This is a genomic window from Sediminispirochaeta bajacaliforniensis DSM 16054 (assembly GCF_000378205.1).
Taxonomy (GTDB): domain Bacteria; phylum Spirochaetota; class Spirochaetia; order DSM-16054; family Sediminispirochaetaceae; genus Sediminispirochaeta; species Sediminispirochaeta bajacaliforniensis.
Genome location: NZ_KB899412.1, coordinates 148,576 through 174,539 on the forward strand (window position 1 = coordinate 148,576; position 25,964 = coordinate 174,539).

At 49.5% G+C, this 25,964-nt stretch carries 28 protein-coding genes; 12 read left to right on the plus strand and 16 right to left on the minus strand.

Annotated features, from left to right (window positions below):
- Positions 1 to 99 precede the first annotated feature (99 nt).
- Together metG and F459_RS0108500 are read left to right on the plus strand one after the other, a co-directional pair.
- Positions 100 to 2,310, plus strand: a complete 2,211-nt coding sequence (metG, locus tag F459_RS0108495) for a methionine--tRNA ligase (RefSeq protein ID WP_020612308.1) — start codon at positions 100 to 102, stop codon at positions 2,308 to 2,310.
- 5 nt (positions 2,311 to 2,315) lie between these two features.
- On the plus strand, positions 2,316 to 3,350 hold the full coding sequence (locus F459_RS0108500) for a lipid II:glycine glycyltransferase FemX (RefSeq protein ID WP_020612309.1): 1,035 nt from the start codon (positions 2,316 to 2,318) through the stop codon (positions 3,348 to 3,350).
- Positions 3,351 to 3,363: 13 nt separating this feature from the next.
- Here the strand turns inward: F459_RS0108500 and murD are convergent, their stop codons facing one another.
- Both murD and F459_RS0108510 read right to left on the minus strand, forming a co-directional pair.
- Positions 3,364 to 4,734 carry a UDP-N-acetylmuramoyl-L-alanine--D-glutamate ligase gene (gene murD / locus F459_RS0108505; RefSeq protein ID WP_020612310.1) on the minus strand — a complete coding sequence of 457 codons (1,371 nt, stop codon included), beginning with the start codon at positions 4,732 to 4,734 and terminating at the stop codon, positions 3,364 to 3,366.
- The gene (locus F459_RS0108510) at positions 4,727 to 5,677 is read right to left on the minus strand and encodes a hypothetical protein (RefSeq protein ID WP_245540126.1); all 951 of its coding nucleotides are present in this window, start codon (positions 5,675 to 5,677) and stop codon (positions 4,727 to 4,729) included. The genes murD and F459_RS0108510 overlap by 8 nt, the downstream gene beginning before the upstream one ends.
- A gap of 221 nt (positions 5,678 to 5,898) precedes the next feature.
- Here F459_RS0108510 and F459_RS0108515 point away from each other — a divergent pair, with 221 nt between their 5' ends.
- The 3 genes from F459_RS0108515 to F459_RS0108525 all read left to right on the plus strand — a co-directional run bounded on the left by F459_RS0108515 (position 5,899) and on the right by F459_RS0108525 (position 8,885).
- The gene (locus F459_RS0108515; RefSeq protein ID WP_020612312.1) at positions 5,899 to 6,642 is read left to right on the plus strand and encodes a flagellar basal body L-ring protein FlgH; all 744 of its coding nucleotides are present in this window, start codon (positions 5,899 to 5,901) and stop codon (positions 6,640 to 6,642) included.
- Between the two features lie 34 nt (positions 6,643 to 6,676).
- Positions 6,677 to 8,638: a 1-deoxy-D-xylulose-5-phosphate synthase gene (gene dxs / locus F459_RS0108520; RefSeq protein ID WP_020612313.1), complete on the plus strand. Its 1,962-nt coding sequence runs from the start codon at positions 6,677 to 6,679 to the stop codon at positions 8,636 to 8,638.
- Between the two features lie 76 nt (positions 8,639 to 8,714).
- Positions 8,715 to 8,885 (plus strand): 4Fe-4S binding protein, encoded by a 171-nt coding sequence (locus F459_RS0108525; RefSeq protein WP_013255445.1) that lies wholly within the window; start codon positions 8,715 to 8,717, stop codon positions 8,883 to 8,885.
- A 72-nt stretch (positions 8,886 to 8,957) separates the two neighbouring features.
- Here F459_RS0108525 and hisI read toward each other — a convergent pair whose 3' ends face one another.
- Genes hisI through F459_RS0108540 form a run of 3 tightly spaced genes read right to left on the minus strand, consistent with a single transcriptional unit; the run spans position 8,958 to position 11,362 of the window.
- A complete protein-coding gene (gene hisI, locus F459_RS0108530; protein WP_245540127.1) occupies positions 8,958 to 9,365 on the minus strand; it encodes a phosphoribosyl-AMP cyclohydrolase in 408 nt (135 codons plus the stop codon).
- The gene (locus F459_RS0108535) at positions 9,341 to 10,897 is read right to left on the minus strand and encodes a UTP--glucose-1-phosphate uridylyltransferase (RefSeq protein WP_020612315.1); all 1,557 of its coding nucleotides are present in this window, start codon (positions 10,895 to 10,897) and stop codon (positions 9,341 to 9,343) included. Before F459_RS0108535 ends, hisI begins: the two co-directional genes overlap by 25 nt.
- 12 nt (positions 10,898 to 10,909) lie before the next feature.
- The gene (locus F459_RS0108540) at positions 10,910 to 11,362 is read right to left on the minus strand and encodes a hypothetical protein (RefSeq protein WP_020612316.1); all 453 of its coding nucleotides are present in this window, start codon (positions 11,360 to 11,362) and stop codon (positions 10,910 to 10,912) included.
- Between the two features lie 119 nt (positions 11,363 to 11,481).
- On the opposite strand from F459_RS0108540, the gene rpsF reads away from it, so the two are divergent.
- From rpsF to F459_RS0108575, 7 genes are read left to right on the plus strand one after another with little or no spacing between them, the layout of a single operon-like run.
- Positions 11,482 to 11,763, plus strand: a complete 282-nt coding sequence (rpsF, locus tag F459_RS0108545) for a 30S ribosomal protein S6 (protein ID WP_020612317.1) — start codon at positions 11,482 to 11,484, stop codon at positions 11,761 to 11,763.
- A gap of 9 nt (positions 11,764 to 11,772) precedes the next feature.
- Complete coding sequence (locus F459_RS0108550; protein WP_020612318.1) at positions 11,773 to 12,207, plus strand: single-stranded DNA-binding protein; 435 nt, start codon at positions 11,773 to 11,775, stop codon at positions 12,205 to 12,207.
- Positions 12,208 to 12,233: 26 nt separating this feature from the next.
- Positions 12,234 to 12,545 carry a 30S ribosomal protein S18 gene (gene rpsR, locus F459_RS0108555; RefSeq protein ID WP_013255439.1) on the plus strand — a complete coding sequence of 104 codons (312 nt, stop codon included), beginning with the start codon at positions 12,234 to 12,236 and terminating at the stop codon, positions 12,543 to 12,545.
- 10 nt (positions 12,546 to 12,555) lie between these two features.
- Complete coding sequence (locus F459_RS0108560; protein ID WP_051086162.1) at positions 12,556 to 13,533, plus strand: DUF2232 domain-containing protein; 978 nt, start codon at positions 12,556 to 12,558, stop codon at positions 13,531 to 13,533.
- A 15-nt stretch (positions 13,534 to 13,548) separates the two neighbouring features.
- Positions 13,549 to 14,148, plus strand: coding sequence for a 50S ribosomal protein L9 (gene rplI, locus F459_RS0108565; RefSeq protein ID WP_020612320.1), 600 nt, complete (start codon positions 13,549 to 13,551; stop codon positions 14,146 to 14,148).
- Positions 14,145 to 15,479, plus strand: a complete 1,335-nt coding sequence (gene dnaB / locus F459_RS0108570) for a replicative DNA helicase (protein ID WP_020612321.1) — start codon at positions 14,145 to 14,147, stop codon at positions 15,477 to 15,479. Before rplI ends, dnaB begins: the two co-directional genes overlap by 4 nt.
- 30 nt (positions 15,480 to 15,509) lie before the next feature.
- The gene (locus F459_RS0108575; RefSeq protein ID WP_020612322.1) at positions 15,510 to 15,806 is read left to right on the plus strand and encodes a late competence development ComFB family protein; all 297 of its coding nucleotides are present in this window, start codon (positions 15,510 to 15,512) and stop codon (positions 15,804 to 15,806) included.
- Positions 15,807 to 15,945: 139 nt separating this feature from the next.
- Here F459_RS0108575 and F459_RS0108580 read toward each other — a convergent pair whose 3' ends face one another.
- The 11 genes from F459_RS0108580 to F459_RS0108630 all read right to left on the minus strand — a co-directional run bounded on the left by F459_RS0108580 (position 15,946) and on the right by F459_RS0108630 (position 25,958).
- Positions 15,946 to 17,952, minus strand: a complete 2,007-nt coding sequence (locus F459_RS0108580) for a WD40 repeat domain-containing protein (RefSeq protein ID WP_020612323.1) — start codon at positions 17,950 to 17,952, stop codon at positions 15,946 to 15,948.
- On the minus strand, positions 17,949 to 18,563 hold the full coding sequence (locus F459_RS0108585; protein WP_020612324.1) for a CpXC domain-containing protein: 615 nt from the start codon (positions 18,561 to 18,563) through the stop codon (positions 17,949 to 17,951). Before F459_RS0108585 ends, F459_RS0108580 begins: the two co-directional genes overlap by 4 nt.
- Before the next feature lie 6 nt (positions 18,564 to 18,569).
- Positions 18,570 to 19,928: an RIP metalloprotease RseP gene (rseP, locus tag F459_RS0108590; protein WP_020612325.1), complete on the minus strand. Its 1,359-nt coding sequence runs from the start codon at positions 19,926 to 19,928 to the stop codon at positions 18,570 to 18,572.
- Positions 19,928 to 21,088, minus strand: coding sequence for a 1-deoxy-D-xylulose-5-phosphate reductoisomerase (gene dxr / locus F459_RS0108595; RefSeq protein WP_020612326.1), 1,161 nt, complete (start codon positions 21,086 to 21,088; stop codon positions 19,928 to 19,930). The genes rseP and dxr overlap by 1 nt, the downstream gene beginning before the upstream one ends.
- A gap of 10 nt (positions 21,089 to 21,098) precedes the next feature.
- Positions 21,099 to 21,938, minus strand: coding sequence for a phosphatidate cytidylyltransferase (locus tag F459_RS0108600; RefSeq protein WP_020612327.1), 840 nt, complete (start codon positions 21,936 to 21,938; stop codon positions 21,099 to 21,101).
- Complete coding sequence (uppS, locus tag F459_RS0108605; RefSeq protein ID WP_020612328.1) at positions 21,935 to 22,651, minus strand: polyprenyl diphosphate synthase; 717 nt, start codon at positions 22,649 to 22,651, stop codon at positions 21,935 to 21,937. The genes F459_RS0108600 and uppS overlap by 4 nt, the downstream gene beginning before the upstream one ends.
- Positions 22,651 to 23,205 (minus strand): ribosome recycling factor, encoded by a 555-nt coding sequence (gene frr / locus F459_RS0108610; protein WP_020612329.1) that lies wholly within the window; start codon positions 23,203 to 23,205, stop codon positions 22,651 to 22,653. Before frr ends, uppS begins: the two co-directional genes overlap by 1 nt.
- Before the next feature lie 64 nt (positions 23,206 to 23,269).
- Positions 23,270 to 24,112, minus strand: a complete 843-nt coding sequence (gene tsf / locus F459_RS0108615; protein WP_020612330.1) for a translation elongation factor Ts — start codon at positions 24,110 to 24,112, stop codon at positions 23,270 to 23,272.
- Positions 24,113 to 24,123: 11 nt separating this feature from the next.
- The gene (gene rpsB, locus F459_RS0108620; RefSeq protein WP_020612331.1) at positions 24,124 to 25,026 is read right to left on the minus strand and encodes a 30S ribosomal protein S2; all 903 of its coding nucleotides are present in this window, start codon (positions 25,024 to 25,026) and stop codon (positions 24,124 to 24,126) included.
- Positions 25,027 to 25,103: 77 nt separating this feature from the next.
- Positions 25,104 to 25,709 (minus strand): Maf family protein, encoded by a 606-nt coding sequence (locus tag F459_RS0108625; protein ID WP_020612332.1) that lies wholly within the window; start codon positions 25,707 to 25,709, stop codon positions 25,104 to 25,106.
- A 12-nt stretch (positions 25,710 to 25,721) separates the two neighbouring features.
- Positions 25,722 to 25,958 carry a hypothetical protein gene (locus F459_RS0108630; protein ID WP_020612333.1) on the minus strand — a complete coding sequence of 79 codons (237 nt, stop codon included), beginning with the start codon at positions 25,956 to 25,958 and terminating at the stop codon, positions 25,722 to 25,724.
- Between the last annotated feature and the right edge of the window lie 6 nt (positions 25,959 to 25,964).

The following is a 25,964-nucleotide window of genomic DNA, read 5'->3' on the forward strand; positions in this document are numbered from 1 at the left end:
CTCATAAGGTCATAGTCAAGGAAAGCTCTGCAATATTGCGTTTGTCCTTCCTGGGCGATATTGCATAGCATGCCTTCATCGCGCTATAGTTTTGCTACTATGAAGAAGAAACGACTGATTACCTCGGCTCTCCCGTACGTAAACAATATTCCTCATCTTGGAAACCTCATTCAGGTTCTCTCTGCAGATGTTTTTTCACGATTTTGTCGCTTAAGGGGCTATGAAACCCTTTATGTCTGCGGTACCGATGAATATGGGACCGCTACGGAAACAAGAGCACTTGAAGAGGGTGTTTCCCCGAAAGAGCTCTGTGACCGTTATTACAAAATCCATTCGGAGATCTATTCTTGGTTTAATATTGCCTTCGATCACTTTGGAAGGACATCGACCCAATGGCAGACCGATATTGTCCAGGATATTTTTAAAAAGGTCGATGCCGCCGGTTATATTACCGAACAGACCATCGAGCAGCTCTACTGTGAATCCTGCGACCGCTTTCTTGCCGATCGCTTTGTAAGGGGCACCTGTCCCCACTGCGGCTATGAAGATGCCCGCGGCGATCAGTGTGAGAACTGCGGCAAGCTGTTGGATCCCACGGACCTCATCGATCCACGCTGTGGCTTATGCGGTCAGACACCGAAACTCAGGTCGACCCGCCACCTCTATCTCGATCTGCCGAAGATCAGGCCGAGGCTTGAGGAATGGATCGATAAAGCGTCGGTCGAGGGCTTCTGGGCTCGTAATGCGATTCAGATGACCCGCAGCTGGATACGGGACGGCCTCAAGGAGCGTTGTATCACCCGGGACCTGAAGTGGGGAATTCCCGTGCCGAAGCCCGGCTATGAGGGAAAGGTCTTTTATGTCTGGTTCGATGCCCCTATCGGATATATCTCCATTACCGCAAACCTCACCGACGAGTGGGAAACGTGGTGGAAAAATCCCGATGAGGTTGACCTGTTCCAGTTTATAGGGAAGGATAACATCCCTTTTCATACCGTTATTTTCCCCTCATCACTCATTGCCAGCGGGGACAACTGGACCCTTCTGCACCATATGAGCAGTACCGAATATCTCAATTATGAGAGCGGGAAATTTTCCAAGAGTAAGGGGATCGGCGTATTCGGAACCGATGCCCGGGATACCGGTATTCCTGCGGATGTATGGCGTTTCTACATCTTTTACAACCGTCCGGAGAAGTCAGACGCTCTCTTTACCTGGAGCGATTTTCAGGAAAAGGTGAACGGCGAATTGATTGGCAATCTGGGGAACCTGGTCAACAGGACCCTGACCTTTGTCAGTCGTTTTTACGATGGAAGGCTTCCTCAGGCTGCAATAGATGCGGATATGGCAGCGTGGATACGTGAACGTGAGAGCGAAATTACCGATCACTTTGAGAGGGCCGAGCTTCGTGATGCATTCCGGAAGATCTTTGCCCTTTCTTCCTATGGAAATAAGGCATTCCAGGAGGGTGAGCCTTGGAAGCTTCGCAAGGAAAACCCTGATGCGGCGGCTTCCCTTCTCTCCACTCTTGTTTACCTGGTACGGGATCTCGGGGTAATGGTGGAGCCTTTCATCCCCGGGACAAGCGGCCGCATGCTGACCTTTTTCGGTATTGATAAGGCCGATTGGGAAATCCTCGGTGATTTTAAGGGTATTACCTCCATTGAGAAACCTGAGATTCTTTTCGAACGCTTGGAGGATGAGCGTATCGCATCTTTGCGTGAGCGTTTTTCCGGAAGTCAGAAAGAACGAGAAGCACGGGAGAAGGAGAAAGAGATGGAAGAAAAAACGGAGCAGGAGAAGCCTCTTGCTGAACGATTCGCCGAGGCTGTCGATATCCGGGTGGCGAAGATTACCGAGATTGAACGCCATCCCGAGGCCGACAAACTCTATATTGAAAAGATTGATTTGGGTTACGAACAGCGTACCATCGTAAGCGGTCTGGTCCCATATTATAAAGAAGAGGAGCTTCTCGGCCATAACATCCTTCTTGTCTACAATCTTAAGCCTGCGAAGCTGCGGGGAGTGAAGAGCGAAGGAATGCTTCTTGCCGCCGATGATGAAACTGCTCCCGAAGGAGAGCGCTCCATCGAGGTTCTTTTTGCCGACTGGGCTGAGCCTGGTAGTAGGGTTGCTCTTACCGACCTGGGCGCACCCGAAGGTGACGACCTGAAACGGATATCTGCCAATACCTTTTTCTCCATGCCCATTGGTGTGGAAGAGCACATTGTCAAGGTCGACGGTAAGCATCTCGAAGTTGCCGGAAAGGCAATCAAAACGAACAAGGTTAAAAAGGGAAGCGTCGGCTGATCTTTATGTCCGTTAACACAGATACTATAGAAGTTCGTCCGATCCCCCTCGAATCTTTTGAGGGGGATCGGCTTTTGCAGAGCCGTTTCTGGGCTCGTCTTAAAGGCCTTTATGGATGGAAGGCTTTCACATTCCGGGTAACGGCTGTTTCATGGAAGACCCCGGTCTCAATCCTTGTACTCTACCGTCATTTTATGCCGGGAGCTGCAATTGCCTATGCTCCGCATCCTTCCCTTCCTTCTGGATCGGGGGCGTTGTTGGCCAATCTTTCCAGGGCCCTAAAGGAATATCTTCCTTACGACACGCTCCTGCTTCGCTGGGACCTCCCATGGCCCCTGGATACAGGCTCCGGATCGGCGGCAATAGAGGGGCTACGTCCCTCTCCTGTCGATATACAACCCCCGAATACGGTGCTTATCGATCTTAATCCGGACGAAGATCAGCTTTTATCCGAGATGAAGTCGAAAACCCGCTACAACGTTCGTCTTGCTTCCAGAAAGGGGGTTGAGGTTTCTTCCGAAGGGGTAGGCGGCCTTAGCACCTGGTACGATCTCTATCGGGAGACAGCCGAGCGGGACCGCATCGCCATCCATCCCGAGTCCTACTATCGAAGCCTCTTTCGCCTCGTAAAGGAGCATCCACAGGATGGTGTGGATCTTGAGCTTCTCATGGCACGGACCGAGGGGCGGGCCATCGCCGGCATCATTGTTTCTCGATTCGCCGGAAAAGCAACCTATCTTTATGGGGCTTCCTCAAATAGTGACCGCAATCTCATGCCTGCATATGCCCTACAGTGGCGGGCAATGACCGATGCAAAGGCCTCCGGCTGTGTCAGCTACGACCTGTTCGGAATTCCTCCCGCAGACGATCCTTCCCATCCCATGCATGGCTTGTATCGATTTAAAACCGGTTTCGGGGGGATTATCCTTCATCGCTTCGGCTCTTGGGACTATGCCCTGCGTTCCATTCGTGCCGGGGTGTACCGAAGCCTCGAGCGCCTTCGACGCTGGTATTTTCTTGAATACAAAAAGCGAAAATAGGACGAGAGGCTGTCTAAAGTGAACCGACCAGAGCCTTGAATTGATCTCCCCTGTCAAATTCATTCAGAAACATCCCGAAGGAGGTTGCGCCCGGGGAAAAAAGTACTACATCGCCGGGAGCGGCCTCTTCCTCGGCGCATCGGACGGCCTCTTTGAGGGAGCCAAAAGGACCTGAGAAGGGTAGGTCCCTGCTTTTTAGAATATCGGCCATCTTATCCGAGGCGCTTCCTTCCAAAAGAATCATCTTCTTCGGGACGGCCGCATAGCTTTCGAGGGGAGAAAAATCGAGATTTTTATCGGTCCCTCCGGTGATAAGTATCAAGGGAGCGGAAAAGCTCTTCACCGCCACGGCCGTGGCTTCGGGGATGGTTGATGCGCTGTCGTTGTACCACCGAACCTGCCGCTTTTCCGTAAGTAGTTCAAGCCTGTGGGGTATACCCCTAAAACCTGCCAACCTTTCTTTTATATCGCTGCCTGTTATACCGAAAAGTTTCAGCACCAAGGCCGCGGATAGAAGATTTAGCCGGTTGTGTTCCCCGCAAATGGCTATGTGCGCAGGCAGAATTTTTTCTTTACCCGACGTATCCCTGTACCAACCGCTTCCGTCCTCGGCAAGCCAGGCCGAGACTCCCCTGGCAGCGTTCTCGTCCCGAAAAAAAGGGATTGGCTTTGCAGGGGTTTCGGAAGCAAATTCTACAGACCACGGGTCGTCTCCGTTTATTACGGTATAGGCCTCCTTGGTCTGGTCCGCATAGATGATCTTTTTGTCGGCAACGTAGGCCTCCATGCTGTCGTAGCTGTTTTGATGATCATGCATAATATTGGTGATGAGCGAAACCACGGGCTTTAAAAGTCCCTTTCCCCGCAGGTCTGCAAGTTGCCAACTCGAAAGTTCAAGTATAACAGGCGCGTCACTTTCTGTTCTGCATTCGTCGATAAAGGTGAGGGGGCTGACTGTGATGTTTCCGCCAAGCCGGGCCTCAGGATAACGAACCTGTATGGCATGGAACATTGCGGAGACCACCGTTGATTTTCCTTTACTGCCGGTTACAGCAATGATGGGCCGATTATTGTGACGCAGGAAAATTGAAATATCGCTTTCCACCCTTGCCGCCGTTTTCAGGTAGGGACTCGAAGCAGGAACAGCCGGATTTTTGACAACGATATCGGCTTCCGAAAAATCGCTCATTTCGTGTCGTCCTAGGACAAAACGAACGGGGAAAGGGGTGAGTTTTCTGATGCTCGGGCCGAGAATCTTTTCGTCCCGGAGGTCTGTGACCGTTACCTCTGCTCCTTCCTCTATGAAAAATCGAGCCGAAGCAAGGCCTCCTCCGTGGAGCCCAAGCCCCATGATGGTGACCTTCATTCCCTCGTATTCAGTCATTGAACTCAACCAGGAACTCCTTCATATCGTGTTCATTAAGATAGGGTTTTACTATAAGGGGTTCCCATATTTTGTTCCAGTACTCCGGAATCTGCTCCTTGATCTGACTGAATTGCGGTAGGTTAACGGAAAAGGTTTTCCGTTTTAGGGTTTCCTGCATCGTCTCAATGTGTTGAGCCAAAACGGATCGTGCCTGAACGGCAATGTGAAGGTGGCGTTTCCTCCCTTCGGGCGAAAGGTTGAGCACGGAATGGCAGATCGATCGGTGTTTACAACTGAAAGGGTAGTAGGGGTAACTTTTTTTGCCGTTCGGAAGCATCAGTTTGGAAAAGAATTTCGTGAGGTCGTGATCCATCCATATTCCCTGAACGATGTAGCCTCTGCCGCTTTCGCCTATCCATGTTTGGCTGACCGATTGCTCTATGCTACAGCCAACCACTTTGCCTTCTTCTATTGCCAAGCCGGAAAGAGGAATCAGATCACACTCCAAAAAAAGCTTCCGTGACTGGAAGCAGTGACTTAGGTCGTTGTCTCCCTGTTCTATGATGGAGGCCTCACTGGGACGATAACGAAGATCGAGCCGAACGAGATAAAGATAATATGCCTCGTTTATTTTGTAGATATGAAAAAACAGGGGACGAAAAATCTCCGTCGGATCGAAGACATAACTCAGATGTGTAAAAACCGAAGGACAAAGCGGCAAAATTTGTTCTAAAAGGCCGATCACTGCACTCCTGTAGCTATCCGAAGGTCCCGGATTGTCGACATCGTGATGGATGGGGAATTGCGGTACCTTGAAAGGGCCCTGAAGCTTGAGAAAGAATTCTTCATTCTGGTTGAAATGAAGCGTGTAGCCTACTTCCTCCGATGAGATACTTTTTAGCATGTTGTTTATCTGGGGATCGGCCCAGCCGAATGTGAATTCCCCCGGTGCCCCTTGCATCAGTCCTATCATACGATACGCTTTAAACCATTGCAACGTGTTATGAAGCGAGGTCTCCCCTTGACGAGTTCGGAGTCAATGGTCATAATTGCCAAAGGACTACAGGAAAGGAGTGTGACGAGGTGCCCTGCGGAAGAAAACGTAAACGACATAAAATCGCCACCCATAAGCGCAAAAAGAAATTGCGCAAGAATCGGCATAAGAAAAAATAGGGACACGGCGTGACCGGGTACGGAAGCTTACGTTCAAGTTTTGGTCGGTTTATTCTCATACTTTTAGTTGGACCGATGGTGCTTGGCGCCGAGTCTCTCTGGAAGCCCGGTTTTCCCGGATACGCCGCTGCTGGCGGCGGTCACGGGATGGGGGACCTTATCTCGGTTCTTCTTGATGCCGATACCGTACTTTCTCTCAATTCGGTTCAAACTTCCGACGATACAACGCAGTTGAGCTTTTCCGGCGGAGACGCCGGAGAGCTTACTTCGTTTTTGCCGTCTGCCGATTCTTCATCGAATCGGTCGGTAGAGGCGAAGCATGATCTTTCTTTCTCAACCTCCCTTGCAGCAAGGGTTATTGGGAAGGATGATAGTGGTGCGCTTCTGATCAGCGGTCGACGGCAGATACTCATTAATGGCACAAGGGAGGAAGTTTCCATTGAAGGAACGGTTGCTCCCGATGCTGTTGTAGAGGGGGGCGTCCGATTCGAGGATATAGCCGATGCCAAGCTTGTCTATCTCACGAATGCTTTTCCTGCCGGAGAGGTATTGGGTGAGAATGATCTTCGCTATGACACCGTTCCTCCTGTTGTCGCTTCTGATGGGGCTCAAGGGGCGGCGGATCAATCCGTCTCTGGTGAAAATTCCCGTCCTTCCCTTAGTCAGCAGCGGCAAAGAGAACTTCTCCGTGCATATATGAACCGTTTTCTGCAGCTTCTGTTTCCCGTCGATTCTCCCCCTTCTGTTCCCTGATTTTGTTTTGTTTTCTCAGGAGGTTTTTCGCCTTATGCGGGCCGAACAAAACGGCTATCTTCATGCTATTCACTCGCCGGACGATCTTAAACGGCTGCCTTCGGGGTCGCTTCCCTTTCTTGCAAAGGAAATCCGTGAGCGTATCATTCATGTTGTTCAGAAGAACGGCGGCCATCTTGCATCCAACCTTGGGGTGGTTGAGTTGACCATTGCCCTTCATAGGGTTTTTTCTACTCCGAAGGATAAGATTATCTGGGATGTAGGCCATCAATGTTATACTCACAAGCTGCTTACCGGCCGTGAGGATCGTTTCGATACCATTCGGAAGAAGGATGGTTTAAGCGGTTTTCCAAAGCGGAGTGAAAGTATTCACGACGCCATGGATACGGGCCACTCCTCGACCTCGATTTCGGCGGGTTTAGGAATCCTTACCGGCATGCGGCTTTCCGGTGATTCAGAAGGAAAGGTCGTTGCTGTTATCGGTGACGGTGCAATGACCGGCGGCATGGCATTTGAGGCACTGAACCACGCAGGAGACCTTGCAAAAGACCTTATCGTCGTCTTTAACGATAACAACTGGTCTATCAGCCCTAATGTCGGGGGCCTTTCGGTTAATTCAAATCTAAGTAAACTATCCGCATCGGTTTCCAAATTAACGACGACAAGGTTTTATCAATCCCTTCGCAAATACATCGACCGCGGATTACGGGGGATCCCTTTTCTCGGCTACAAGCTTTACGAACTTTTTATACGGTTTAAGAAAGCCTTGAAAGCTGTTGTCTTTAAAGAGACGATTTTTTCCGAACTCGGCTTTGAATATGTTGGGCCCATAGATGGCCATTCGATCAGCAGGCTTACCGAGGTTTTTGAGGCTGTCCGCCATCTGCATAAGCCGGTGATTGTGCATGTGATTACGCAGAAAGGACGGGGCCACTCTCTTGCCGAGGTAAATCCCACGGCCTATCATGGGGTTTCTCCCATGGTTGCGGTGGATGGAAAGATCGAGCGAAAGAGTGTTATGACCTTCACCGAGGTTTTTGCCGAATCCTTGATGCGTGAGGCTGAACAACGATCCGAAATTGTCGCAATCACTGCCGCCATGTGCGAAGGAACCGGGCTTTCTTCTTTTCGTGAAAGCTACCCCGATCGTTTTTTTGATGTCGGAATCAGTGAGCAGCATGCTGTTACCTTTGCAGCGGGACTTGCAGCATCGGGAATGCGACCTGTTGTGGCCATCTATTCCACCTTCATGCAAAGGGCGGTGGACCAGGTGATCCACGACGTAGCACTTCCCTCACTTCCTGTGCTGTTCTGCCTCGATAGATCGGGACTTGTCGGTGCCGACGGTGAGACTCATCAGGGGCTTTACGACCTTTCGCTTTTTCTCTCGGTTCCCGGGATGACACTCCTTGCCCCTGCAGGAAAGGAGGAACTCCCTCTCATGCTTGCATATGCCCTTACCCTTGACGGCCCCTGTATGATACGGTACCCCAAAGACGCCTGTCTTCCTCTTGGAGAGGCTTGTTCCCGTCCTATTGAAAAGGGACGCGGAGTATTCCTGCGAGAGGAAGGCGGAGACGTGCTTATTCTATCCTACGGCGCGAGCTGTGCACAGTGCGTCGGAGCCGCCGATCTTCTGGAACGAGAGGGGGTTGGGGCCGATGTTTGTAACATACGTTTTGCCAAGCCCATTGATGAAGAGTGGCTGCTCGACAGTTGTGCCAGTTATCGTACACTCATTATTGTAGAAGAGGCATCATCAATCGGGGGTATTGGAGAGTACCTGATTGCACTTATATCAAGATATCATGCAGATATTGATCTTTTTCACTTTGGTGTTCCCGATCGTTTTTTGCCGCATGCCTCTCGAAGAGAACTTTTGTCTTCCGTTGCCCTTGATGCCGAGGCAATAGCCGGAAGGGTCCGACTCTGTCTTGCCGAACGGGAGACATTCGGCAGCAAATCCGAAAGCTGGGGCTATCAAGGTAAGGAGTAGACAACGGTGAATTCTCACTTGATTATCATTCCTCTCATAGTATATAGTAGTCCAGAGACTCACAAGGAGGAACGTCATGGCTTACAAAATTACCGATGACTGCACCAACTGTGGTGCTTGCGAAGCCGAATGTCCTGTTGAAGCTATTAGCGAAAAGGACGATCATCGTTGGATTGATCCCGATCAGTGTACGAGTTGCGGCACCTGTGCGGAAGTTTGCCCCGTTGAGGCTATTCTCGCCGACTAATTGACGTAATTCGATAAGGGAAAAGGGGGGCCTCTGAAGAGAGACCCCTTTTTTAGTTGTCGGAGTTGTGTTCTAATTGGAAAGCCTTCGATAAAAGCAGCTTTTTGCCCCGGTATGACAAGCCGGCCCCGTCTGTTCCACTATGTAGAGGATGGTATCCCCATCGCAGTCGATGAGAATTTCCCTGACCTTCTGGATATGGCCACTGGTTTCTCCCTTTTTCCACAGCCTGTTCCTGCTTCTCGAATAGTAATGGGCATATCCCGTTTCCATCGATAAAGAGAGGGCCTCTTTGTTTACCCAGGCAAGCATCAGCACCATTCCTGTTTCCCATTCCTGTACGACCGCCGGGACTAAGCCGCCTCCCTTTTCGAAATCGATCGCTTCTTTTGGGTCTGCTCCCGAAAGGGGAGGATGAAATTCCCCAGGGTTGTATTGTTTTTCCATAATGATGTCTATGTCTCCTCTTGCGGTATCCATCTGCCGTTTTTCAGTGTAAGCCCATATTTTGATGAAAGGCCTCTGCATAGCCCGGCATTCAGCACCTTACCAAGCTCTCTCAATGAGCTTGATCCCTTTGAAATATCGGGAAAATTGGGATCATCTAACCCAATTCCGCTGGTAAGAAGGCTTTCGGTGAGAAGCTTTGCAGCAAGAAATCGTTCGCTTTTTTTTACTCCGAAAATCAGGGGATGATCGAGCATGCCAATCACCTCCCAGGTTACCTGCTCCGCCTGACTATAGCAGCCCGCATCTTTTTTCTGATCAGAGAAGCGCAGCGGAAGCTCTTTGATAATGGTATCCAGACGTGAACAAAGCTTTTTTAGGTCGAAAAGGGCGCTGGCGCAGTTGAATAGTATTGGTTTTCCCGAAGCTTCCACCCTTTGGAGCTCTTCGGGGGATATCGCCGGCCCGATATCGGCACAGTTTAACCGATCCTGTTCATCACGAATGAGTATGCCGCCTTTAACATCTACGGCGGTCTTGAAGGAGAATTCGAAGGCAGCCTGGGCGTCGCTCAAAGCAAAGAAGCCGAGTTGCAGAGGATCGGGACTGGCACCAAGGTTATCGACATTTCCAAGCCATGCAAAGCGGTATCCCCTTGCCAGAAGGGAGTTGTACACCTCTTTTAATGCAATGAAATTTTGTCCATGTCCACCGGGCAGGGGGAGCAGTCTATCTTTTTCTCCGAAGGCCTGGGTGAAAAGCCCTTTGGGCCTGCCCTGATTACTGTGGGTATAGGCGGCAATCAGCGGCTGTATCCCCGACAGTGCCTTGGTTCCGTCTATTCCTGTCTCCTTGATGAGCGATGTCAAAAACGGACTGTTCCGATATTCCGCATAGGCGGCGAGAATCTGATCGTTGTTATATTTACTTGTCATCTGGAAAAGCGGCAGAGGAATTGCATGCTTATCCCCTGTGCGTTGTCTGTAGGCCCGGGCACCAAGCAGTAAGGCCCGCATCTTCAATTCCATGAAACTTGGGCCCAAACTACCATCCGGATGAATGAATGCGGGGGTTATCCCCTTTGCCTTGCCCGCGGCATTGGGGGTTATCTCTTCGAAAATAGTGCGATACCATTCAAACAGGGAGGGAGCAAAGTCCCGGTTCTTTTTTTCGTCGACATAACTTGTGGCCGATCCCCCGTTAAGAACACCAAAGGCACTCTTGGCGTACAATACGATTCCAATCCGCTCGAGTTCTCTTCGGGAAAAGGTAAGCATTCCCTTCTTGTTTACGTTATCCGGAATATATTCTTTATAACGAGGCCCTATGAGAGATTCCAGCCGTTTTTCGGCTGTCTTTCGGGGAACGGAAAGGCTCACATGCTCTTTTTCACTCATATCGATGATACGCTTTCCATCCGGTTCGGGAATGGCGCGGACCGTTGCAGGTGTGAAATGATCAAAATTGCCCCGATTGAACCCATCAAGTATTGAAAGGGTGAGGGATCGGTCTATGGAGTGGATACGAAACTGTTCTTCAATGCGGCTTGAGAATTGCTGTTCCATGCAAAAAGTATACTATGCATCGTCACTTTCCATAAAGAGGTATTTAAACTCCTCGGAGCTGATTTGGTCCACATCGCCGTCGACTTCCGGAACGATATCCGTGGAAGCAAGAAGCACTGCAGCTTCATTTTTCTTTTTTAATCCAAGTTCCTGGAAATAGTCGGAGTGTGGGGATAGACCTATTTGGGAACCTAAAGTGCCGTCGGCGATTGCATTCATAAGCTCAGAAAAGGCAATCTGGGTCTTGTAAAGGAATCGAATATAGCGATTTCGATCAAGGAGAAAGGTACTTGAAAGAAGTGCGGAAGATAATCCCGAAAGCCGTTCATCCAGAAACCGTATCTCATCGAGTACCTTTTCGGAGAAATAGGCTGCATCAACCTCAAGTGCAAGGTTTCGCTTCAAAAGATGGATGGTATCCATCAAAAAGAAAATGTCTGCCTCATAGTGGATCCATTGTCCCATACTCCTCTTTTCGGCAGAATCAGGGCTTATCTTGACATCGGATAGCCATTATGATAATCTCCCATGACCTCTTTATCCGTCCGAGAAGAGACGGATCAGTATGTCCATAAGGAGGATACATGAGAACATACGAGCTGACTACTATCTTTAGAATGTCGGACGAGGAGTTCTCCAAAGGCAAGGAATTTGTGTCCGCCGAGCTTGAAAAGGCTGGCGCCACGATAAAAAGCCAGGAGGACAAGGGCATTCGCGAATTTGCGTACTCCATTAAGAAAGAAAAGCGGGGCAGATATCTCTATCTTGAAACCGAACTTGATCCCACAAAGGTTATTGATCTTGAGCGGGCTTTCTTGCTCTCCGATTCCGTACTGAAGTTTCTCTTTGTAAAAAAAGAATCTTAGGCGATTGTCATGGCCAACGATATTAATTCAGTAATTCTTGTCGGGCGGCTTACCCGGGATGCCGAGATGCGTTACACCAATAGTGGTATGGCGATTTGTAAATTTTCCGTTGCTGTAAACCGAAGAAAGAGGTCCGGTGATCAGTGGACGGATGAGGTGAATTTCTTCGACATCACCCTGTTTGGGAAAAGTGCCGAAGGGGTTCATCAATATCTCGTAAAAGGGAAACAGGTGGCCATACAGGGAGAGCTGCGTCAGAATCGCTGGGAGCAGGACGGACAGACGAGAAGTAAAGTGGAAATCGTTGCACAGAATTTGGAGCTTTTGGGCGGGGGAGGGTCTTCTCCTTCTGGAGGAGGAGCTGTTCGCCAGGGGGCAAAGCCCTTTGAACAGTACAATTCAGGTCCCGGGCCGGAAGATTTTGATGACGATATACCCTTTTAAGTTGTTAGAAACGAGGAGAATAGTTCATGGCTGACGAGAATAATAGAGATTACAGATCCAAGGATAGGGATGATAGCCGCGATTCCGGCAACAGGGGCGGTAGGTCTTCCTTTCGTGGTGGTAAACGTCCCTTTTTCAAGAAGAAAGTATGCAGATTCTGTACCGGTAATATGGTGGCGGATTATAAGGACCCCGATGCACTCGGTCGCTTTGTAACCGAACGGGGAAAAATTCTTCCAAGAAGAATTACCGGCACATGTGCCAAACATCAGCGACTTCTTGCGAAGGAGATAAAGCGGGCCCGTGTGCTTGCCTATCTTCCTTTTGTGAAAAAATAATACGTCGGATATGGTACAGGAAAAGTATTCAGCGGTAAGAAGTGACATAGTAAAAGGAGCGATCACGCTTGTGGTCTCTTTTGTCCTGTTTCAGTTTCGTGCCGTTTTTTTCCTTTTTCTGATACCGCTGTTTTTATATGGTATGAGACGCAGTTGGGAAAAAACTGCACTTGTACTCTTGGTTTTGTGGACCGCGCTGTTCGTACAGACGATGGTTCTGACTGCGGGAATTGATGTGCCGGGAATCGACAGAAAACTGCTTGTGCTGGTTGATTTGTCCTACCCTTCATTCCTTCTCGCAGGTATTCTGGGCTTTTTCTTGTTGAAAGGAAGGGCCCTGAAGCGATTTTTGATTGTTTCGGTTGCGGCCGGTTGCGTAAGTGTTCCTGTCATTCTTGCCGTTGCGGCGAATCAGAGCTTTACCGGTTTGCTTCGGGAACAGATCATCGCAATAACGGAGTTGTTACGCCAGCCCCTGTCTGATAGCGGAAGCTTTGAATCTTCGCTTTTAATGGCGCAACTGGATCCTCAGACGATGGTGGAAACGACGAAGGATCTTTTCTTCAGGTTTTCCCTTGCCGCTTACTGCGGAAGTCTTGTCTTTGGTTATGCTGTTGCCAGGGGAATACGGGCCCGGTTCCTTGGAGAGTCGCCTGTTGATGTGGCTGCCTTTCGGGTGCCGGATCGATGCATCTGGGGACTTTTGGTGGTTTTGCCGATAGTGGCCCTGGATCTTTTTGTTGATATTGGCTTTTGGGCTTATCCTTTCTGGAATGCCGCTACGGTGCTGCTGCTGATCTATGCATTCCAGGGGTTTGGGATCATTCGGTACCGAATGCTTCGTTCTCCGCGTCTTAGGAGAGCAAGGTTTTTTCTGACCGTATTGTTCCTGATGCTGTTGTTTCTGCCCGGGGCGAACATTGTCGCGTTATTGGCGATCCCCCTGCTCGGAGTTTCCGAGTTGTGGGTTCGGTATCGAGAAGTTTAGTAAGGAGAATAAAATATGAGCGGAACAAAGGTTATTCTGAACCAGGATGTCTATAACCTCGGAGAAGAGGGGGATGTCTGTGAAGTTGCCAAGGGATACGCCCGGAATTACCTTATCCCCAAAAAGCTTGCCGTTCCCTATAGTAAAGAAACGGTAGCGATTTTTGAGAGTCGCAGAGAGGCGATTGAGAAGCGCAAGGAAGAGAAACGACGGAGTGCTCTCGGCCTGAAGGGGCAGCTTGAGGGAGCCAGCATTGTTCTTTCCATGACTGCCGGTGATTCCGGAAAGCTTTTTGGTTCGGTAACCAACACCATGGTGGTGGAAGAGCTGAAAAAGATGGGCATTGAGGTCGAAAAGAAAAAGGTTGAGGTTCCCAGCAGTGCAATCAAGATGCTTGGTGACTATACCATTCGTGTGAAGCTCTATGAAAATGAGGTCGCCGAAGTAAAGTTGACTGTCAAAGATGTTCATGCCAAGAAAGAGGAGGCCGAGGCAAAAGAGGCGGCCGCCCGGAAAGCTGTTCAAGAAGTCTTTGAGGAAAGCGAAATTGACGATGAGGACAGCATAGAAGATGAAGTTGATGAGGAAGAGGAAGTGTCCGACGAGGAAGAATGAACTCTCCATCGTTAAAAGATAAGGTACCGCCTCATAACAGTGAGGCGGAGGCTGCTACACTCGGGGCAATGCTTCTTGATCCCGAGGCAGTCGGTATTGTCCTCCGGCATTTACGGCCGGAGGATTTTTATTCTGGCTATAATCGTAACATCTACTCGGCAATCCTTTCGCTCTTTAACAAGGGGCAAGAGGTTGATTTGATCACCCTTACCGATGAGCTTCGGGCCAAGGGAAAGCTTGAGGCAAGTGGAGGGGCTGCCTATGCCACAACCCTTACCTCAGTAGTTCCGACCAGTGCAAATGTCGAATACTATGCGAAAATTGTCAAGGATTCTAGTATCCGTCGCTCGCTTTTAAAGATTGCCGCCGAGCTTACCTCTCAGAGTCACGATGAATCGATAGACAGTCGGGAACTGATTGAAGAGGCCGAACGAAAGATTTTCGACATTACCGATAACCAGCAAACAGGAAGTTATCGCGGGGCCAATGAGATCATTAACGAAACGATTGCAGCAATTGAGAAACTTTATCACACAAAAAACAGCTATACCGGTATTCCCAGCGGATTTCCGGATCTTGATAATATGACAAGTGGCTTTCAACGAGCCGAGTTTATTGTGATAGGGGCCCGTCCCTCGGTAGGAAAGACCGCCTTTGCCCTTTCCATGGCGGCGAACATGAGCATAAAGAAAAGCGTTCCCATCGGTTTTTTTACCCTTGAGATGTCGGCGCAGGCCCTTATGCAGCGTCTTGTTTCGAGTGAAGCAAGGATCAATTCCCGGAACCTGCGTACCGGTTTTCTCAAGCCTTCCGATTTCTATAACCTTACCGAGGCTGCCGGGCGAATCTATGAGGCTCCGCTTTTTATCGATGATACACCCAATATCAAGTTGCTTGATCTTCGGGCCCAGGCGCGAAGAATGCGAAGCAAGGAAGGGGTGGAAGCACTTTTTATCGATTACATTGGCCTGATCGAGCCGGAAAACAAGGGGAATGTTCCCCGCCATGAACAGGTGGCTGAGATTTCCCGTTCTCTCAAATCCCTGGCTCGGGAACTCGATATTCCCATTATCTCTCTTTCCCAGGTGGGGCGGCAGTCCGAGGGAAAGGCTCCGACCCTTGCCGATCTCCGCGAATCGGGTTCAATAGAGCAGGATGCCGATGTCGTTATGTTTCTGCACCGGGAACGGGAAAGCGGCAAGGATGGAGAGCAGCAAACCAGTGTTAAGACCGAGCTTATTGTGGCAAAACAGCGAAACGGACCTGTCGGTACTATCGAAATTGCTTTTATTCCCCATTATACTAAATTTGAATCCCTTGCAAGGGAATGATTTGTATTATGTTAATCAGGAGGATTGCCGATGAGTTTGAAAGAACGATACAACTTTGAATATCTTGCGAATGAGGCCGAGCGGCTGGTCCTTGAGAAGCTGGAGTACCATTTGAGTAGCGAAGAGTTTTCTTCGGTGTGTAAATGTCAGGATTGCGTTTTGGATATGGCAGCTTACGCCTTAAATAATGTCAGGCCCCTTTACCGTGTTTCTCTTATGGGGACGCTTTATGCCCACAATGTCGACGACACCGACTATTCCCGTGACGTCGAAAAGAGTGTTCTTGAGGCAATTCGAAAAATTTCGGCAAATCCGTCTCACGATTAACACGCACTTTTACATAGTATTCATTGGGGAATCGGGTCGGGAGTAGTGGCCTTTTTACCACCAAAATTCCTAACACTACGTTGGGGTAAAAACCGCAACCAGCCATGTCAATCGATATTGTTCTGGTTGCGGTTTTTTGTTACTTTGTATGCAAAAGCTTCTTTGCTTCTGGTGATGAAAAGGTGGCACCATCCTCATAAACAGCAGCCCAATTACTGTCATCGAAAAGGTAAAATGTCAGAAGTGCCCTGCCGTCATTCTTTGACCACATCGAAATTGAGTAGTCTCGGTTCAGGGAGAAAAGTAAGTTTTTATGCAGGGCAAGCCTTCTGGGAATGTGCTCGATCCGTCCAAGAGGGGTAAAACCGTCCCACTTGAGCAGCAAGACCCCTGAGTAGCCGAGGGAGGTGTAAAGATCGGTACCGTTGGGATCGGCTACGAAGGAAGCATCAGGATCTTCTCCGGGGTAGGTAAGAAGGGTGAATTCCCTCTCGAAGGCGTGACCGTCATGACTTTTCAGCACCGTACGAAGTTGCCCCCGCCGTTCCTCATATCCTAATGTGTAGAGACTCTTTGTTATATCGTTGTACGTGGTTCGAAAGACAAGGATGTCTTTGTTTGCAACGGGAACAGTCTCTCCGGTTTCCATGTCGATCCTTAAAAGGGAAGAGGAAAGGGTTCCGGTATTGCTGCGGCCCGCAATGATATTGGTATCGGATACCTTTGCTGCCGAGCGTATTCCGAAGGAACTTTGTGAAAGATTTTTTCTTCCGGAAGGGGACAAAATGGAAACCCTCCCTGATGCCTCCACCAGCATGATATTTCCTTCCAGATCGGCATTACCCGCCTCGACAACGGGGCTTTGTACCTCTCCGATCCTGGTAAAAGTCCCGAGAGAAGGATCAAGACGAAAAAGCGGGGCCGGCGCGCTTGCAGTTGGGAAGACCAGAAACGATCCATCTTTCAGGACAACGGCTCCGGCAGCTGCGTTGTAGGGTGCGTTCAAACGCTTTGTACGGAAAAAACTTGCCTGATTACCGTTTGTTGAAAAGAGATCCGATTCGATAAGGACCATTTCACCGCTTTTAAGGCTCAATAACATTCCCCGTTCCGAAAAATCAAAATCGGCTATGGCAGCGATTCTCGGTCTTGCAAAGACAACGGTTTCTCCCGAATAGAGCTGGTGAAGCAGGATTTCTCCCTCATTGTCGCCGGAAAAAAGCATCTCATCCCGAAAAGAGATGATGTGGGGGATGTAGCGTCCCGTTTTGATCGGCAGATTGCGCTTTTCAAAGCGAAGTGAGCCACTATCCCGGATAACACTGAAAATGCTAAGCTCCGTTTCCGCTGCCTGCTGAGAAAGCACCGCCATATTCGAACTATCAGGATCATAGGAGATCGACAGAAGACCCTTGATATCCTGTTTTGCAACAATCGATCCGTTTACAAGGCTTACGGCATAGAGCGTATTCCCCTCTTTTCCGAAGAGAAAGAGTCCGTCATCGGTGAACTGTACCTGATTGAGCCCACTCTTTGTTCTTATGGGATTGGCCTTTGCCTCTCCTGTCGAGAGATCAAAGTATCGCAGGGTTCCCGAGGGAGTGTAAGCAAGCAGTGTTTTTTCCGATGCCGTTATAAAGACGGCGGAAACAATGCCGAAGCCTTCCTTTATTTTGTGCTCTTCGAATCCTTTTTCGGCGTTGAGAAAGATGAGGCTTTGCCAGTCGGTTTTTGCATATATGAGAAGAGAACCGGAGGGAGAGAATGCTATAAAAAGAGGGATCTCCTCGATTTTCTTTGAAAATATCTGTTCTTTTGTTTCCCAATCCCACAACTCCAGTCTGAAGGTGTTGATTCCGTCGGTCGTCACTAATGCAACCCTCGGAAGCTTCGGATGGATGGCAAGTTTTGGGATCGCCAGATGACTTGCCTGGATGGAAGATACCAAAAAGCCTTCGCGAGTGTTCCATATCTTGACCGATCCGTCTTCCGACGTCGTGGCAAGAAGATCATCCATCCGTCGCTCCATCGAGCTTATACTGGCGGTATGGCTGCTGCGAACGGTTACTTCTGCAGGAAGCTGCAAGATCGATCCGAGGATGAGAACAAGAGTGAGGAAAAGAAAAGGCGATAATCTACGGATCACGATGCCACCTCCATGCTGATTTTTGTTACTGACACATATGGCGGTTCTAGTATTTCACGAAAGGGATCCTCTTTCAACCTCTTGGGAATATCGGCCTCGACTTTTTGGTACAGGGCCCAGGGAATCTTGCTTATACCGATTTTATCACTTCTCAGGCCATGGATATGGAATTCGATCTTTTCCTTTTCCATTTGGGAGAAAAAGATACGTACGCCGTCATTTGCTTCCATCTTCTCCAAAAGGAGATACTTCAGAATTTCAACGGCCCGATCGTCAAGTTTCACCTTGTGCAAGGCAACTTTTTCCATGAGTTCTGCCATACCGATGGCGATACGGCCACCCGAGTACGATCGTTTTCCCAATAGATAGGCATCACGTTCAAGCTCCGGAATGAACTGAATATCGGCGTAGCCGCAACATCCGGCGGAAAACCCGATGATTCTGACGGGAAACTCGGGTTTTAAGAGCGTTCCACACTTGGGACATCGAATCGACAAAAAACTACCGTTTAAAATACTTTCTTCGATATCGCCGGTTTTAGAAATATCGTAGCTATCCGGAATATCAGCCTCAAACATATGTTCACAGTGACAGGTCAATGAGCGTTTCATCCTCTTTTACTCCTTCATCAAAAAGGTGATATCACCAAACGTTGCAAAAATCAGGATCATAAGGATAATCACGAAGCCAATCGACTGATACCTGTAGAAGGCGCGAGGAGAAACATGAATTCCCTTGAATAATTCAACGGCAGTGATGAGAATGAGGCCTCCATCAAGGGCCGGAATCGGTAGCAGGTTTCCAAAACAGAGCGCGATACTGATAAAACTCAGGAAACGGAATAAGGTGGTGATTCCCGTGGCAAACCCCTCGCTGAAACCTCTGCCCGCGACCTCACCCACAAGATAGGTGATACGTACCGGGCCCGATACGGCATCTCTGACCCGTACTCCGGAAAAGAGACTTTTAAGTCCTTTGATTGTTAGAAAGAAGGTTGAGATAGCCTCTCCCGATCCCTTCTTTATGGCCCCTATGGGAGAGTAATTCGGAGAATGTACGGTGATTCCGGAGAAGGCGAGGCCGAGGTGGGCGTTTCCGTTTTCGTCGTAGGACGGGATGAGAACGGTTGTTGTTTCCTGCCCGTCACGAATAAAGGAGAGCGTGACTTTCCCGGGAGATCTCTCAAGAACATTGAGCAGGTCAAGGGTATGGCGGACCGGCTGCCCGTCGATGGCCGTAATGGCGTCGCCCTCTCTCAGACCTGCAAGATAGGCACTCGATTCCGGAGCAACTTCCGATACAACGGGATCGATCCAGGCCGAAACTCCGATCATGCCGATTCCGCTTGCCTTATCCAGCTCCGGGGTAATCGGCATACGCTTTTCAACACCTTCTCGTAAAACGGTGACGGAGATTTCTTCCCCGGCAAGGGGGGCAACCGCTTCCTGTAGTTCGGAGTAATTGGTAACAGGCCTTCCTCCTATTGCGACAATAAGGTCTCCGGTCCGAAGTCCTGCCTTTTCCGCTGGTGTTTCTCCCTTATGAAAGAGGGTGGGGTAGTCGGAAAGCATGATGACCTTGTTATTGAATGTATGGATTGTAAAGCCCGCATACCAAAGGATTGAGAGAACGATCATAGCAAAAAGGAGATTGGCCAGGGGGCCAGCTGCATAGGTTATGATACGCCGTAGCGGAGATACGGAAAAGAGTGAACCCTTTTCCGAAGGTATCCGGTCAGCCTTCTCTTCAAGGGCTTTTTTGAAAGGTTCTTCTCCTTTCATCTTACAATAACCACCGATCGGGAAGATACCAATTCGGTATTCTGTTTTGCCTATTTTTTTTCCGACCAAGGGGCGTCCCCAGCCTATGGAAAAAGCCTCCACCTCGACTCCGACTGCCTTGGCCGCAAGGAAATGGCCTAACTCGTGGACAAACACTACGATGCCAAGGCCGAAGAGACCTAGTAGTATACCCATTATCTTCCTCCGAAATTTTTCAGAATCTCTCCGGCAATAGTTCTCGCCCGCTGGTCCGTTTCGAGAACCTCCTCGAGAGATACCGGGCTACTGCTCCAATCCCTTTCGAGCAGCTGTCGTACCACTTCGCTGATTGTACAATAGCCTATCTGATGTTCTACAAAGGCCTGCACCGCAAGTTCATCGGCCGCGTTGTATGCAATTGGATAAGCACCTCCTGCTTTTATCGCATCTATGGCGATGAAAAGAAGCGGATATCGCTTTTCCTGCGGCTCATGAAACGAAAAACTGGCCCCTGCCAACTCAAGCCTGCCGAATGGGCAAGAGATGAGCTGGGGATAGGAGAGTGCATTCTGAATTGGAATACGCATGTCAGGCCTACTGATTTGAGCGAACAGCGAACCATCTGTGGTCCGTATCAAGGAATGAACCATGCTTTGCGGATGGATGACCACCTTGATATGATCGGGGTCTACGTCGAAAAGGTAGTGAGCCTCTATAAACTCAAGGCCCTTGTTTGCCATGGTTGCCGAGTCTATGGTGATTTTCCCACCCATGTTCCATGTAGGGTGTTTGAGGGCCTCCTCGGGACGTATGGAGGAGAAACTTTCCAGGGGGCGATGGAGGAAAGGCCCTCCACTCGCGGTAATAACAAGTTCCTCGACAAACTCCGGCTCCTGGTGCTCAAGGAGGTGAAAGATGGCCGAATGCTCGGAATCGACGGGTAGGATTTTTCTCTGTAGCTTTCTTGCCTCGTGCCTGATCAAGGGGCCTGAGGTGACGATGGTTTCCTTATTTGCAAGGGCAAGATCCTTTCCCGACCGTATTGCACGCCAGGAGGGTTCGAGCCCCGCCGCCCCGGCAATTCCGTTTACCACGATATCTGCATCGACTTCTTCTATCATCTTGAACAAACCCTCGCGACCCCGATAGAAACGAAGGGATGGAAAGCTTTCGGAAAGGTCGACGTTTCGAACGGGGCCTGAAAGCGTGGCTGCCTTCGGGCCGAACTCACGAACCACAGTCTTGAGAGCTTCCTCGGAACTATGTGCGGAAGCAGCGACAAGGGTGTAAAGATCGGGATGTGATCGGAGAATATCGAGCGTCGCGGAGCCAATCGATCCACTGGCTCCGAGTAGCATAACCTTTTTTGTGTGCATGCGTTAATCCTCAGCGGCAGAATAGAAGGACAATATAATAAAAAAACGGTGCACTGAAAAGGACGGAATCTGTAGAGTCGAGAACGCCTCCTCTGCCAAGCATGAAACGTCCCGAATCTTTTACGCCTGCCGCACGCTTGCATGCGGACTCGACAAGGTCGCCGAGATTTGCCGTGCACGCGATCAGGAAAAAAAAGGGCAGGGCAGTCGGAAGAGAAAAGGGTAGGGCTTCGGGCGCAAGGAAGAGGAATAGGGAACCTGCTGCCGCCGAACCGATGAAGCCGCCGATGAAACCCGCGACGGTTTTATTCGGACTGACGGCAAATGGGTGGCGTGAACGTTTGCCGAAGCTTCTGCCCGCAAGATAGGCAAATGTGTCGTTACTAAAGATGAGGGTGAGAAAGAGAAGAATCTTCAATCTTGGATATTGCAGAGAGGAAATTTTGACAAGGAAGATCAAAAACATGCCGGGATAAGCCAATAGTGCGATCCTCGATACGGTCCCCGCAATCAATGATGGAAGGTCTTTTAGGCCTGCTAAGGCAACGGGGATAAGGAGAAAAAGCAGAAGGATAATGAGCGTGGGAATGACGAACTCGAAGGCCTGAAAAATCAGTTCGAAAAAAGCCGATGCCGTCAAAAGGGCTATGGTGAGTCCGGAGAGGATTACCTCTTGTTTTTTCAACTCGGGGCGAAAAAGTAAGGCTGCTTCCGACCCTGCAATGCCGGAAAAAATAACGACGAGAAGATTCCAAAGCGGAAGCGGCTGATTCGGAAAGAGTAGAATCGAGGCCAGAAGCGCCGGAATCCCAATGAAAAAGAGGATGACCCGTTGTACGAAATTATTCACCCGACACCACCGTATTTTCGTTTTCTGCCGCGATAGAATTCGATGGCCTTCGACAACTCCTCTCCGTCAAAATCGGGCCATAGTACCTCACTGAAATAGTATTCCGAATAGGCACTTTCCCATAACAAAAAATTACTCATCCGCTGTTCTCCCGCCGTTCTGATAATAAGATCGGGAGAAGGGGCCTCCGGCAGATCAAGATAGACGGAAAACTCTTCAAAGGTGGGAGCGGCCGAGATGGTTTCTCCCTTTTCGAGTTTAGCCGTAACCCAACGTTGAAAGCTTCGGAGAATTTCGTCTCTGCCTCCATAATTGATGGCGAGAGCGAGATGGAGGCGATCATAGTGGCTGGTTGCCTCACTTGCTTCTACGATTTCGCGACGAATTTCTTCCGGAAGTCGTTCAGGATCTCCCAGATGATGCAAACGGATCTTGTTTTTATGGTAAAAGGGGGCCTCTGACTTCATGTACCGCCGAATAAGTTCCATGAGAAAACGAACCTCGCGCTCCGGACGTTTCCAGTTCTCGGTGGAAAAAACATAAAGGGTGAGCCATTCGATTCCCATTTCAATGGCACTTGTTATGACCTTTTTGGCGGTATCTGTTCCGCTCTTATGACCGAAGGAGCGGGGTTTACCCCGGCGTTCCGCCCATCGGCCGTTCCCATCCATAATGATCCCAATATGTTTGGGAATCGGACGCAACTGATCCACTATACCTCCATGATCTCCTGCTCTTTTGTTTCAAGCAGTTTTCCCGCCTCTTCAACATATTTGTCGGTAAGCTTCTGGATTTCGTCGGCACCACGCTTTTCTTCGTCTTCGCTGATATCGCCGCTTTTCTGGATTTTTTTTAGCTCTTCATTTGCATCCCTGCGGATATTTCTGATGGCAACCTTACACTGTTCGGCCTGATTCTTGGCAACCTTAACCAGTTCCTTGCGCCGTTCCTCTGTTAACGGTGGAATGTTGATTCTGATTACTTTTCCATCGTTATTTGGGTTTACCGAAAGTTCCGATTTCTGGATTGCCCGCTCAATCTCTCCGAGAAGTCCCTTGTCCCAAGGTTGAATAACAACCAACCTGGCTTCGGGTACCGATATTGTTGCGGCTTGTGAGAGGGGAGTGCTTTGGCCGTAATAATCAACCTTGATCTTATCGAAGAGGGCAGCAGAAGCACGGCCCGTTCTCAGACCGTTAAAATCATCGCCAAGGGCCGAAATACTCTTTTTCATTCGTGATTCAGCGTCTTTCAATACTTTATCCATGGCATATCCTCCTGGAGCATGAAAAGGACCACTGTCTTTTTGAGGCAATGGTCCTTCTTTCGGATTAGTTTTCGTCGCCGACCCGGTAGTAACGAAAATCGACAATCTCAAGCTTGCCGCCAACCTCTTTGGAAAGTTGGGCAAGAACCTTACTTACGCTCTGTTTTTCGTCTTTTACAAATCCCTGGTCAAGCAGACATATCTCGGAATAGTGCTTGTTGAGCTTTCCCTGGACGATACCGGCAAGCACCTTTTCGGGCTTTCCAAGATGTTCCGCCTGCTTACGGAAAATCTCTTCCTGCTCCTTCCTATACTTTTCGTCGACCTTCGACCGATCGAGGTAGAGGGGATTGAATGCTGCAATGTGCAATGCCGCATCAAAGGCAAAGGTCTTTACGGAATCCTCACCGAGGAGTTCCGGCTTTTCAGCCTTTAGTTTGACGAGTACACCGATACCGCCCTCTCCGTGAATATAGTCGGTCACCATCTCGTTATCGGCAATCTCAAGGCTTGTGAAACGCTTGATGCTCATATTTTCTTTGATGGTACTGATGGTGTCCTTTACCCGTTCTTCAAGGTCGGCATTGATTTCGGTATAGCCTTTGTTGATAACAAGGCCAAGAAGTTCCTCACCAAGCTTGATGAAATCTTTATTTCTGGCGACAAAGTCTGTTTCACAGGCAAGTTCGAGAAGCCCGGCCCGCTTATCCTCAACCTTGGAAAATACCCGACCTTCATTGGTCGCCCGGCCACTTCGCTTTGCCGCGGCGGCAAGGCCAAGCTCTTTGAGATGCTTTTCTGCTTTGGCAAAGTCGCCGCCGCTTTCGGTAAGTGCCTTTTTGCAGTCCATCATGCCGGCACCAGTTTTGTCTCTCAGTTTCTTAACATCGGCTGCTTTGATTTCCACGCTGCTACTCCTTACTCATCTTCATCTTCAATATCATACTCGGAAGAGTAGGCGACCTCTTCATCGTCCTCTTTTGCTTCTGCCGATTCTTCGACCTCGACGCTTCCTAGGCCCGCTTCGCTGTCATATTCGGCAGCTACATCGTCTTCTTCCGTTTCTTCCGCTTCTTTGCCCTTTTCAGCTGCCCCATCCTCTTCTTCGTCCTGGAGAGAATCAATGATCTCAATACCGATTTCGTTGTCGGCATCGATAACAGCATCGGAGATCACTTTTGTGAAAAGGGTGATGGCCCTGATGGCATCATCGTTTCCGGGAATCGGAAAATCGACTACATCGGGATTACAGTTTGTATCTACTACGGCTATGATGGGGATGCCCATTCTGCGGGCCTCCGCAACGGCGATAGATTCTTTTCTCGTGTCGATGATAAAGATGGCACCGGGAAGATCCTTCATTTCCTTGATACCGCCGAGGTTCTTTTCAAGGCGGGAACGTTCCTTATTTAGCTTTGCGATTTCTTTTTTCGTGAGGCTTTCAAAGGTGCCGTCGACCTCCATCTTTTCAATTTTCTTGAGACGGTGGATCGATTTTTTTATGGTGGTGAAATTGGTGAGCATACCACCGAGCCAACGATTGTTGACATAGAACATGCCGCAACGCTTGGCCTCGTTTTCGATTGCCTGCTGGGCCTGTTTTTTCGTGCCTACAAAAAGGATGGAACGGCCTTCTTTAACCTGTTCCCTAACCATGTCGTAGGCTTCTTTAATTTTGACAATGGTCTTCTGAAGATCGATGATGTGAATCCCGTTTCGTTCGGCAAAGATGTACTTCTTCATTCGGGGATCCCAGCGCTTGGTCTGGTGGCCGAAATGCACACCTGATTCAAGCAGACTCTTCATGCTTACTACAGACAATGTGTTCCTCCTGCATTGCCGCTGAGTTTGCGGCGCCTTCTCTTATGTCTCATTCCTTATGAAATAAGGAACGGAAATTACGGATTGGGAAATACATCCGGTACCGTATCACGAAGCATGCCATAAACAAGGCGTAAAGGCAAGCCCATCACATTATAGAAACAGCCTCGGATCTCTTCAATGAGCAGGGCTCCCTGCTCCTGGATGCGATAGGCCCCGGCGACGTCCCGCCACTCTCCGGTCTCTATGTACCAATGGACCTCTGCTTTTGTGAGCTTGGCAAAGCGGACCTCGGTTACAGCGCTTTTAATGATAGGCGGCTCTCCCTCAAGGCCGAGAGCAAGGGCCGTGATGACCCTGTGCCATCTTCCCGAAAGCCGGAACAGCATCTTTTCCGCTTCTTCTTCGTTCGACGGCTTACCAAGAATCCGGCCATCTATATCAACACAGGTATCGGCGCAAAGTATCGGGCGTTTCGTTGTCGGATATGTGCTGCGGAAGGCTTCCAACTTTGCGAGCGCCAGTCGAACGACCTGCTCCGACGGCGGGGATTGATCAAGCGGTTCCGGGGTATTCAAGGCCTTTACCTCAAAAGGAATGCCCAAACGAGAGAGAAGCTCTTTTCTTCTGGGAGAGGCTGAGGCGAGAATAAGAGAGGAATTGGAGGGGAAAATTGGAGGCATCTATGGTTCTCCTTATATTCTACTAAAGAAAAGCCACCCCATGGCCAAGCCTAGGAAAGTTCCCGGGTTGATACTAAGCCACATCTGAAGGGCTCCCACGTCGAAACCGATAGGGCCTGCTGTGAAATCAAGGGCAACTCCCATGATTTCGAGAAAGCGCATGGATAGTTCCCAGAAAAGGGTTCCGGCCAGAGCCCCGAAAAGCAGGAGTTTTACAAAAACAGGACCATTCTTTTTGTTGAATTTCATCTTTGT

Excerpts from the sequence above, each read along its gene's own strand:
- F459_RS0108535 (WP_020612315.1), bottom strand. The coding sequence starts at position 10,897 with ATGGAACAGCAATTCTCAAGCCGCATTGAAGAACAGTTTCGTATCCAC.
- F459_RS0108575 (WP_020612322.1), top strand. The coding sequence starts at position 15,510 with ATGAGTTTGAAAGAACGATACAACTTTGAATATCTTGCGAATGAGGCC.
- F459_RS0108525 (WP_013255445.1), top strand. The coding sequence starts at position 8,715 with ATGGCTTACAAAATTACCGATGACTGCACCAACTGTGGTGCTTGCGAA.
- frr (WP_020612329.1), bottom strand. The coding sequence starts at position 23,205 with ATGGATAAAGTATTGAAAGACGCTGAATCACGAATGAAAAAGAGTATT.
- F459_RS0108540 (WP_020612316.1), bottom strand. The coding sequence starts at position 11,362 with ATGGGACAATGGATCCACTATGAGGCAGACATTTTCTTTTTGATGGAT.
- F459_RS0108510 (WP_245540126.1), bottom strand. The coding sequence starts at position 5,677 with ATGCAAGGGGCACCGGGGGAATTCACATTCGGCTGGGCCGATCCCCAG.
- dnaB (WP_020612321.1), top strand. The coding sequence starts at position 14,145 with ATGAACTCTCCATCGTTAAAAGATAAGGTACCGCCTCATAACAGTGAG.
- F459_RS0108560 (WP_051086162.1), top strand. The coding sequence starts at position 12,556 with ATGGTACAGGAAAAGTATTCAGCGGTAAGAAGTGACATAGTAAAAGGA.
- F459_RS0108500 (WP_020612309.1), top strand. The coding sequence starts at position 2,316 with ATGTCCGTTAACACAGATACTATAGAAGTTCGTCCGATCCCCCTCGAA.
- dxs (WP_020612313.1), top strand. The coding sequence starts at position 6,677 with ATGCGGGCCGAACAAAACGGCTATCTTCATGCTATTCACTCGCCGGAC.
- dxr (WP_020612326.1), bottom strand. The coding sequence starts at position 21,088 with ATGCACACAAAAAAGGTTATGCTACTCGGAGCCAGTGGATCGATTGGC.
- murD (WP_020612310.1), bottom strand. The coding sequence starts at position 4,734 with ATGACTGAATACGAGGGAATGAAGGTCACCATCATGGGGCTTGGGCTC.
- F459_RS0108630 (WP_020612333.1), bottom strand. The coding sequence starts at position 25,958 with ATGAAATTCAACAAAAAGAATGGTCCTGTTTTTGTAAAACTCCTGCTT.
- F459_RS0108585 (WP_020612324.1), bottom strand. The coding sequence starts at position 18,563 with ATGAAACGCTCATTGACCTGTCACTGTGAACATATGTTTGAGGCTGAT.
- rpsF (WP_020612317.1), top strand. The coding sequence starts at position 11,482 with ATGAGAACATACGAGCTGACTACTATCTTTAGAATGTCGGACGAGGAG.
- rseP (WP_020612325.1), bottom strand. The coding sequence starts at position 19,928 with ATGGGTATACTACTAGGTCTCTTCGGCCTTGGCATCGTAGTGTTTGTC.
- rplI (WP_020612320.1), top strand. The coding sequence starts at position 13,549 with ATGAGCGGAACAAAGGTTATTCTGAACCAGGATGTCTATAACCTCGGA.
- hisI (WP_245540127.1), bottom strand. The coding sequence starts at position 9,365 with ATGGATACCGCAAGAGGAGACATAGACATCATTATGGAAAAACAATAC.
- F459_RS0108625 (WP_020612332.1), bottom strand. The coding sequence starts at position 25,709 with ATGCCTCCAATTTTCCCCTCCAATTCCTCTCTTATTCTCGCCTCAGCC.
- rpsR (WP_013255439.1), top strand. The coding sequence starts at position 12,234 with ATGGCTGACGAGAATAATAGAGATTACAGATCCAAGGATAGGGATGAT.
- metG (WP_020612308.1), top strand. The coding sequence starts at position 100 with ATGAAGAAGAAACGACTGATTACCTCGGCTCTCCCGTACGTAAACAAT.
- F459_RS0108550 (WP_020612318.1), top strand. The coding sequence starts at position 11,773 with ATGGCCAACGATATTAATTCAGTAATTCTTGTCGGGCGGCTTACCCGG.